9 protein-coding genes and 1 pseudogene are annotated in these 6,736 nt (G+C 45.7%); 3 read left to right on the top strand and 7 right to left on the bottom strand.

What is annotated here, in order from left to right; genetic code table 11:
* The 7 genes and pseudogenes from DZ54_RS0110880 to DZ54_RS0110850 form a co-directional block, all read right to left on the bottom strand.
* Positions 1-195: pseudogene (locus tag DZ54_RS0110880) on the bottom strand (hypothetical protein); the annotation flags it as partial.
* Positions 195-1,154, bottom strand: a complete 960-nt coding sequence (locus DZ54_RS0110875) for an AAA family ATPase (RefSeq protein ID WP_001959209.1) — start codon at positions 1,152-1,154, stop codon at positions 195-197. The pseudogene DZ54_RS0110880 and the gene DZ54_RS0110875, both read right to left, overlap by 1 nt.
* A 209-nt stretch (positions 1,155-1,363) precedes the next feature.
* Entirely contained in the window at positions 1,364-2,380 is a 1,017-nt protein-coding gene (locus DZ54_RS0110870; protein WP_025674083.1) for a YqaJ viral recombinase family nuclease, read from the bottom strand.
* Between the two features lie 60 nt (positions 2,381-2,440).
* Positions 2,441-2,584, bottom strand: a complete 144-nt coding sequence (locus DZ54_RS25225) for a hypothetical protein (protein ID WP_164831580.1) — start codon at positions 2,582-2,584, stop codon at positions 2,441-2,443.
* A gap of 82 nt (positions 2,585-2,666) precedes the next feature.
* Positions 2,667-3,485, bottom strand: coding sequence for a phage recombination protein Bet (gene bet / locus DZ54_RS0110860; protein WP_025674081.1), 819 nt, complete (start codon positions 3,483-3,485; stop codon positions 2,667-2,669).
* Positions 3,486-3,564: 79 nt separating this feature from the next.
* A complete protein-coding gene (locus tag DZ54_RS0110855) occupies positions 3,565-3,984 on the bottom strand; it encodes a single-stranded DNA-binding protein (RefSeq protein WP_025674079.1) in 420 nt (139 codons plus the stop codon).
* A 15-nt stretch (positions 3,985-3,999) separates the two neighbouring features.
* On the bottom strand, positions 4,000-4,326 hold the full coding sequence (locus DZ54_RS0110850) for a hypothetical protein (RefSeq protein WP_025674077.1): 327 nt from the start codon (positions 4,324-4,326) through the stop codon (positions 4,000-4,002).
* A gap of 367 nt (positions 4,327-4,693) precedes the next feature.
* On the opposite strand from DZ54_RS0110850, the gene DZ54_RS0110845 reads away from it, so the two are divergent.
* The 3 genes from DZ54_RS0110845 to DZ54_RS20980 all read left to right on the top strand — a co-directional run.
* On the top strand, positions 4,694-5,296 hold the full coding sequence (locus DZ54_RS0110845) for a hypothetical protein (protein ID WP_023266676.1): 603 nt from the start codon (positions 4,694-4,696) through the stop codon (positions 5,294-5,296).
* 158 nt (positions 5,297-5,454) lie between these two features.
* Positions 5,455-6,228 (top strand): hypothetical protein, encoded by a 774-nt coding sequence (locus tag DZ54_RS23540; protein WP_025674074.1) that lies wholly within the window; start codon positions 5,455-5,457, stop codon positions 6,226-6,228.
* Between the two features lie 9 nt (positions 6,229-6,237).
* Positions 6,238-6,736, top strand: a 499-nt coding sequence (locus tag DZ54_RS20980) for a hypothetical protein (RefSeq protein ID WP_037354308.1), incomplete at its 3' end; no start/stop codon positions are given.

Here is a 6,736-nt window from a genome sequence, read left to right as displayed (position 1 = left end):
GATTTTCTCATTGATTCTTCGGTCTGCTTCTGCGTTAGGATGAGTCGAGTCAATCAATCGCTGCTGCGACAATTGACCGACTTTTCCAAACCGAACTTCAATCTCCTGATTATCTGCTCCAACATAAATGGCCCATTCTTTGGCTGTCCCATCAGAATGACTGTAACGGTAAAGAGCAAAGCACTTTTCCATCATCAATCCTCCCAATGGTCACCGAAGACATCAGCAGCAATACGATGAATGGCTTCACGTTGCTCCAACTCAGCACGAGCCGTCAAAGACCGAACCAGCGCATACTCCACTGCGTTAGGAGCGCCTTTAAAAGCAAGTGTTAGCTTTGCCCAGCGCACCAAGGTCCGAGTGGACATGGTGATACTAAGCTCAGCACCGCCATCCGCGCCCCCAATAAAAAGACGACGAATGTCACCAGCTACTTTCACCATTTTTTGGCGAAAGACTTCTGGCAAGCCCGGCGCAACGTTCTCCAGAATGGCTTCCTCTACAGATGGCTCTGCATAGGTCGCTTCAATGATTCTAAAGCGATCAAGGAAAGCCAAATTCTGTTGAAGCACACCTTGATACAAGCCCGTCTGGTCACCGCTGCCCGCACTGTTGCCGGTAGCGATAAAACGAAACTTGTTATGTGGCATGATGATCTCACCGCCATTTTGTGCGATGACCAACGGGGCACCTTCCAAAATGTCATTGAGTCCAGCCAGTTCAGCAGGCTCAGCAAGATCCATTTCATTAATGATCAGCAAATGGCCATGCTTGACAGCCAGTGCCAGCGGTCCATACACAAAGGTCATGTTGCCATTAACCAGTGTGTGGTGACCGATAAGATCGGACAACTCCAATCGACCGTGCGCAGTAATTTGCTGAACAGGCCAATTCAATCGAGAAGCAACTTGGCAAATTAGCGAGGTCTTCCCGCATCCTGTGGGGCCTGTAATATACAAACCGTCACCGTCTGGGTTAGACAAGAACGCCAATACGTCACGTAAGTCTTCTTTTCTAAAAACATACTCGTCCTTGCGAACGGGAATGTTTGGATGGGTAGTGTCGGCACCAAATCCTTCCAGAACGAAAGCATCAGGAGCCGGGACATTAAACGCTTGATTCACTTGAACCAAAAATGGGGATTGTTCAGTCATGGTAAACCTCATTAGTTTTAACGAGGCCCCATGCCCCAACAGGGAATGAAGTCCCCGTCGGGTGGTGTGTAGATTGTGGTATGGCTGTGTATGTAAGAGTTCAGCTCGCTCTATCATTCGTACCCAGCATTGGCTACGAGTGAAACTGCTTTCTGATGCACTCGATGTAAGCGCATGAGAAAGGAGCCGAAATCGGCTCCAAGTGAACGTTAAAAATAAAATGAGCTCGGCGAGTCACCTGGCAGAACCAAGTTCTCTTGCTCAAGGCTGATTTTGATTGGTGTTTCAACGGGCTGCTCTGGCTTACTGGTGCTGATACGCAACCGCTCTTGTGGCGCTTTTCGGTAAGCAGCTAAAACCTGTTCGTCCAGCTCGCCTAATTTATCGGTGGCCAATTGCTTATAGTCCACCGTACCCGCCATCATGTAGCGGCTGAGTTTGACCCCTGCATAGTCGGCATGAGCGTAGTTACCCATCATAGCGACCAATTTCGACTGAGCGTCTCGCATTTCCTCTTTCAAAGATTTAATGTGATTTTCCAGTCGAACCACTTCGGCATGTGCTGAGCAATACTGGCGAGACAGCGATGTCCAGCGGTATTGGGCTTCTCCCTTGGGAACAAAACAATCTTGCTCAGGGCATTTTGACGGTTCTTTTTTAGTTTGAACTAACTCCCAAAACTGAAGCGCCGTTTCTTGCAATTCAGCTAAGAACGCCGCGTCTCGTTGTATTTCAAACTCAATCAGTTGATCCTCAAAATAGAATACCAACCAACCACGCGTGCTATTGGCGACCAGTATTTGATGCTGAACTTGCACCCAATACAACTGGTACGCCTCACTTTGTTCTCTGTGAGCTTGCACATCCTCAAAAACTGACTGGCAAGGACATTTCAGTTCAACGGGTTCGCCCGCATCGTTGATGCCATCAAAGCTGGCCCGAAAGATTGCGTTATGATCGGCTTCAGCACATAACGGCAGAAGAAAGTCATTATGCGCATTCTCAAATGCTCGCCTTGCTTGAGGCTCCAACCGAATACCGCGAAGCACATTAGGATTATTCGACATGTCTTCCGGTAATACGAATCCGGTTTTTTCTGCCCATAATCGCCAAGGTGTTTTGTAGGGTGAACGCCCCATAATAATTGGGGCTTCAGATGCCGTAACCCCTGCAATGCGCCACTGGTGCCATGCAGGAGTACGTTGTGATAGGTCGATAACCTTCATATTGCCTCCTTTGAGGGGAGACTCCCCCGAAGGAGAGAACTCCCCTTCAGGGTTAAGTGGTTACTTTGCAGCTTGTGCTAACGCTGTTTGGTGTTGAACAACACTTGCTTGAACCGAATCAATTGCCGCTTTACCGGCTTGAATCGAACCTAAGACAAGGGCAACAACCAATACGAAGCGAAAAAGTGAGGCTGATTTAGTCATGGAAGATCTCCAAAAAAAAGACGAGACCTTCCCCCTGACGGGAGAATAATCCCGCCAGGGTTAGTAAAATGAATGCGTGGCGCTAAGAAGCTAAAGGCTGTGTGAGCGCTTTCGCTGCTTGTTGCTGTGCATTAAATATTTCTTGTTTCGCAAACGTCAGTTCAACACCTTGAAAATGTTCATTGGCATATTCCAATGCACTATTCCATGCGTTTGAAGCTTCCGCCCGCTCGATAAGCTTGTAAACAAGCCCTCGGGTACGATCATCAACTTGCTCGGGTGGAATCACTGATGGCTCAACAACGTGTGTTGCTTGGCCTTCGATAATTCGCTCCGCTTCGTCTTGATCGAAAATTCCCACAAAGCCAAACGCAATGCGGGAACACTGGATCATGGATTTATGTCTTAGCATTCGCTTAGTGTGCGTCTGCCATGGACCATCTACACGGTAAGGGCCATTTTTGCCGTTACCTTCAAAAGGCGGTCGATAGACTTCATCCAGATACTCAGTGATTTTGACTGGGTGCGAACGGTCGCGCCGGTAGATGATGCATTCCATCCATTCCGGGCATTCTTTCGCGCCATCCAGGGAGACTCTGTTTTCTGAAGTCTTAAACTCCATGCCATCAAACTGGTCGTGTTGATTAATGATGCGAGACCATCCATCGACACCTACCACTGGAATAATCCCAGCTTGTTTATCAGGGAACGCAAAAATCTCTTTGGTGAAAGGGTTCAAGCCGTACTGATCTGCAACCACCAAGAGCGCCATCATCTGCTCATTGGTCGGTGCACTACCGTCACGTTGCTTAAATGCTGTTGCTTTTAGGGTATCGAACAGTTTGTTTGGATCGACACTAAAGCGCTCAGCAAAGCGTTGGATTAGCTTTGGTTTTTCCATTTTGGACTCCGACAATCAAAGTGGGAGTCTGCCCCTGACGGGAAAGTACTCCCGGCTGGGTTAAAGCGTTTTCGCTCGGTTAAAAATCTGGTTCAGGATAAGTTTGCGCCCAATTAGCTTGGGAGCCCGCATCATCCACCGCTGATGGATCAGATGCTTTGTTCACACTATCAAGAAGCAGAAACTCGTCCGCGTCCACTTCGGTCAATCGATGCTTAATACCATCTTTCTCCCATGAGCGCGTGCGCTGAGGCCCTTGAACAAAAAGCTTCGCTCCTTTTTGGATTAAATCTTTTGCTCTTAGCCCTAACTTAAATCCACCACGATCTCGAAAAACGACCCGATGCCATTCCGTATGCTCTTTGAGCTCATTGGATTGACGGTCACGCCATTTCTCAGATGTGGCCAGCGAAATACTGGTCACTAAATCACCTGATGGATAGGCTCGCGTCTCTGGCTCAGAGCCAACGTAGCCTATGAGTGTTACTTGGTTTTTCATGATGTTCTCCTCGTCTTAGTTGAACTCTGTGCACACAGTCGTTTCTGCCCGGATGGGCATAGAAGACTGACGGCGCAGATAGGTTGGTATTTCGAGTAAAGCCATGTCGTACTGATGTGGCTCTTTGTAAAACGCAGATGTCAAACGGGGCATACCAGGAGCTTTAGGCACCGCCATTGGACGACGTTTTGGTGTTGGTGTGAGCAATCGCTTGATTTGAGTTAGTACAAATCGAAACGGGCGCACGCTTTGACGGGCAAGCAATCGCAAAAGCGACCAGCTCAGTTTTGCAAGCAACATAATGCCTGCGATTTGGATAATAAATCCGAAGATATATTCCATTGGTGACTCCTTAATTTGGTTGTGAAGGAGTCACCCCCAACAGGGGAAAACTCCCCCAGTTGGGTGGTGAAAAGGCGAACCGCAAGGAACGCATGGTTGAGCATATAAAAACATGCAGGCTATTTGTTTAAGGAGGCTAGCTACCTCTTAGTACCACTGAGAAAACTCAGCGGCGGGCTTCCTTTGAGCTCATGCTCTCAGGCGCAGATATCACTGAAACAGATCAGCAATATTTGATAGTCAGTGTAACCGTCTTACCCAGACAGGATAGTCAGAAAGATGCTCAATTCTTCCACCTAGCTGAAAGGCCATTACCTCACAGAGGATTAGGCTAGGGACTGATTATTGTCATATCAGGAGCAAAATTATGGCCCAAGCAAAACCCAATTACTCAAAACCCATCTTTGAACAATCATTCACAATTAACAGCTTACAGGCGCAACGTGTCGTTGACCGTGTTTTTAGGCGCACGGTCAGTGCGCTTTACGGAATCGATGTCATCCTGCGCATCATTGGCGATGAGAACGAAATTGATGAAGTGGAACAGATCATTAGCCAGTTGATCGAGGATTGCGCTAAGGCGGTAGACAGCGAACAAGCTCGTTTGGACAAACTGATGGAGTCCAACGGCATCGATGAAGTACCTGACTACACGGACCCGATTACCTTCAACGCCAAAATAAGCTCGCCTCAGGTTGGCCAGTTTGTCGGCTTAGTTCGCAAACTCGATGCGTTGATGATCTCAATGGACACACTCTGGTTGTCTAGCGTGCTTAGCAACAAGCAACGTGTTGATGGCAACTACGCATGGCAACAGCGCATCATCAAACTGGCTCGACGCATAATTGATATCGAAATTCGAGCACGAAAATCAGCCCAAGCTAAGGGTAAAGAAGCAGAAGTTGAGCAAGCGGTGCCTTCAACCGATGACGATATCACTGAAGAGGAAACAGATAACCCCGCCAACTAGCCAACTAGGCTCCCATCAACCAGCCCCTCTCGAAGGGGCTTTTTTAATTCAGATAGTATCCCAAAACTCTCTGTTACTTCTCAAGTGTAATTACAGCTGACTTAAAATGTAATGATCATTACTATATTTGTAAGCAACATTACTTATGAGTATCAGCAATGCAAATTGAACTATCGCAAGAAACTTACCTTCGCCTTGGTAAACACGTAATAGGATTTGAGACACCGGATAACGTGATCTGTAGGCTTCTTGATTTCTATGAATCCAGAACGGTGACTGGAAAACCAGAATTGGTATTTATTCCAAGTGAAGATGAATTTAGGCAATGCTTGATAAATCAAAAGCAAGCTTGGAAGGTTTTTCAATATGCTGATGGCCGAGTCTCAACTGAAGAATGGTCGGCTCAGCAATTTGGAGAGCATTCTAACCTTAAAGCCAATATTTGGTCTGGAGCCTTGAGAGGCTGGAAAAATAAAGGAATCGTTAGATTAACATTGACGACAGAAAAGCCTGAGGGTGAAGTTTTTAGATTGTTAAAACATTCAGAGGATGTGGATATGGTGGAGCTACGAGTTGGAAAATTGGTTAAAGAACACATTGATGAAATTATCGGTTTTTGCAGCCAAACAGCAGAGCATTTAGAGTTATTGAAAAACATTGACTGGTGCAAAGAACACTTTGGTATATCTTTCCCATTGATCATGATTTCAACGGAAGCGTCCAAAAATTATCATGAAAGGTATTGGGTCAAAGAGTATTCAATTAATGGTCAATCATACCGTTTCTGTAGTCAGTTTGGAGGCAATAACGCAGTAGGGACTAAAACATTGTCTGAATACCATGGTAAGAAATTTCTAGCTTACTTAAAAAAATTTAATTTACTAAATCCAGCTTATACGGATCAGCAAATTCGTTTTATTGTAAAAAGTTAAGAGAAATTTATGAATGCGTTTGAGGCAATGAGTGAACTAGCTTCACAAGAAAAATGGTGCTGGAATTTAAACTGTACCACCTGTGGTCAACTTCATTTTCGATTTGGTCTAGTTGAACTAACTCGGGGTAAACACCCTCTTGAAGATAATTGGTTGGTGAAAAAACAACAAACAAATTACTCAGTTAAAATTGGGCAATTCCCCTATACTTTTACTCCAGAACAACAGCGTAAAATAGTTGATATCTGCATAACTGCCGACCTAGTAAAGATTTCAAAAAACTGCGTATTTCCTGATTGGCTTGGGTATCTTGGTCTAGTATTAACATTTACAAAAAGTGCCCCTTTGCTATACAAGAAGCTTTGCACAGTCTGGTCAAGTCAACTAGCAAGAATGGTTCGTACGGATTCACTTATTTATAAAAAGCTCAACGATGCAGCATTAGGAGTTTCCGTTTTAGACATCAAAGATCTAGAGCATTGTGAGAATAACATCATTTCTCAACATA

It is taken from the genome of Salinivibrio socompensis S35, from assembly GCF_000513715.1.
GTDB lineage: Bacteria > Pseudomonadota > Gammaproteobacteria > Enterobacterales > Vibrionaceae > Salinivibrio > Salinivibrio socompensis.
Note: the sequence above shows the minus strand (reverse complement) of the source record. Positions and strands in the feature narration are given on the sequence as shown.